This window comes from Vibrio sp. V43_P6S15P86 (assembly GCF_009904725.1).
GTDB lineage: Bacteria > Pseudomonadota > Gammaproteobacteria > Enterobacterales > Vibrionaceae > Vibrio > Vibrio diabolicus.
Genome location: NZ_WXWT01000298.1, coordinates 1 through 2,117 on the forward strand (window position 1 = coordinate 1; position 2,117 = coordinate 2,117).

Here is a 2,117-nt window from a genome sequence, read left to right on the forward strand (position 1 = left end):
TTCACCACGATACTCTGCCGTGCACGCCATTTTCAGTACAATAATTCAACACCTTTGCAATCTATTCGCTAAATTCAAAGATAAATGACTACTAAAATTTAGAAAAACATCGCTATAAGAACCTAATTTAAAAGGTGTTTATCTCTCAAACTTCAAAAAATACTATCCAAAATAAGGAACTGTGGTTAGATTGAAAATTAATACTAAAAAGCGAAGGAGAGAAGCATGGAAATTATCGTACGTCCAACAACCGTTGAAGACGCAGCGGCACTCGTAGAAATCTATTCACAACCAAAAGCACAACGTGAAACCCTGCAACTCCCAAAACCTTCGCTCGCAATGTGGGTAGAACGATTGTCAAATATGCCCGCTGGCGTTTACAGCTACGTCGCTGAAATCGATGGTAAAGTAGTGGGTAACATTGGCTTTCATCACTCGCAGCGTCCAAGAACAATGCACACAGCATCATTTGGCATCGGAGTGCATGACAGCTTCCATGGGCTCGGTATTGGTAGCAAGTTGATTGAAACAGTCACTGAACTGGCAGATAACTGGCTAAACGTGAGAAGAATTCAGATAGAAGTCAACGCCGATAATGGCGCCGCCATTGGGCTGTACAAAAAGCATGGATTTCAAATTGAGGGCGAAGCCATTGATGGCTCCTTCCGAGATGGCGAGTTCATCAATACCTATTACATGGCACGTATCAGGCCAAGTAAAAAGTATATCAAAGCCTCCTAATTGGAGGCTTTTCTTTTTAAACTTCTACTCACTTTCGTAAGTGAGTCAGCGCTCTGCTAGTCAATGCTTCTGTGTAAGGATTGATCTTCCAGTGATCAGGGCTCCAGCCTTTCACAAAGCGTTGAAAGTCAGCCCACGCAACCGCAAACAAAGGACGCCATTCGCGCTCGACTTCATTGGGGTCAAGATTCGACTGATAAACCATTAACGCCTGTTGCAACTGAGCAAAATACGTATCCAAGACCCAAACTTCCATCTCTGCACAACGTTCTGGCTTGACGGCGCTGCTCATGAACAGTGCTACGTCTTTCATCGCACAGCCATGTCCGACGTATTGAAAGTCGACCGCAGCAACGCTTGATTCTTCTCGATCAAAACAGAAGTTCGCCAATTTGGCATCACCGTGTACAAGCGTCTTGAACTTGGCTTGCGAAAGCGTTTGATCAATTAATTGAGCGGCATTTTTTAGCTCGGTGTCTTGCAGCACCTCAAGCTCATCAGGTCTGGTTGCCAAGTGCCAATACGTGCCGATATGCCACAGCTTATCCGAGCGAACACCGATGTAACGCGCATGAAAGTTCGCCAACCAAGCAAGGCAGGCTCGTAGATGCTCTAGCTTTGCATCGGTGATGACTTTTGGCAAGCCCACCTCGGCGAGATCTTCCATCACAATGAGCCATTCATTCTCCGATTGGAACGTTTTTAGACCTTGTGGTACTCGGCAGCGAGTATCCACCCCTCCGGAAAAATGCTCATACCAATTCACTTCCACCTGATAAGAGTGCAGCTTTCTTTGATGAGAACGGTCCGTATTCCAGCCTCTAGGATGCTCTGAAGGCTTAGGGAGTTTTACATGCTTAATGATCACCGAACGAGTAGAATAAGTAACTCGGACTAACTCCCCATAGCCTCCCCATAGCGATTGTATGACTTCTACAGAGCGGTAATTACCGAGATTGAGTTCCTGGCCAATAGTTTGGTAGCGTTGGTGGTTGTTACTCATCATGCGAGCAGATGTGACCACGTTTGGTTCTTCTCCATGTAGTGAATAACATATGGGCAAACTGGTTTTATTTGATAACCGAGTGACTCAATTTCTGGCAACACCGCTTCCATCATCACTTTTCCGTACCCCTTACCTCGCAGTGCTTCAGGAACAACCGTTGATGTAATGTGCATGACATTACCCTTAAGCTGATAAATCAACTTGGCTTTATAGCCCTGCTCTAAATCAACCCAGAATGTACTATTCGTGGCTTCATGAGTCACTTTATGCATATCTTGCTCTCTAATTTTTGTTACAGATTGATTGAATCAAACTATATCACTGAATAAAATCGATACCATGCGGGAGTGCTGCTTCGCCTCACGCGATT

3 protein-coding genes are annotated in these 2,117 nt (G+C 44.9%); 1 reads left to right on the forward strand and 2 read right to left on the reverse strand.

What is annotated here, in order from left to right; translation table 11 throughout:
• Positions 1-225 precede the first annotated feature (225 nt).
• On the forward strand, positions 226-741 hold the full coding sequence (locus tag CAG69_RS13315) for a GNAT family N-acetyltransferase (RefSeq protein ID WP_053340260.1): 516 nt from the start codon (positions 226-228) through the stop codon (positions 739-741).
• A gap of 28 nt (positions 742-769) precedes the next feature.
• On the opposite strand, the gene CAG69_RS13320 is transcribed toward CAG69_RS13315, so the two are convergent.
• A complete protein-coding gene (locus tag CAG69_RS13320) occupies positions 770-1,747 on the reverse strand; it encodes a phosphotransferase (RefSeq protein WP_161444617.1) in 978 nt (325 codons plus the stop codon).
• Positions 1,744-2,019 carry a GNAT family N-acetyltransferase gene (locus tag CAG69_RS13325; protein ID WP_104976440.1) on the reverse strand — a complete coding sequence of 92 codons (276 nt, stop codon included), beginning with the start codon at positions 2,017-2,019 and terminating at the stop codon, positions 1,744-1,746. The genes CAG69_RS13320 and CAG69_RS13325 overlap by 4 nt, the downstream gene beginning before the upstream one ends.
• Positions 2,020-2,117: the final 98 nt, after the last annotated feature.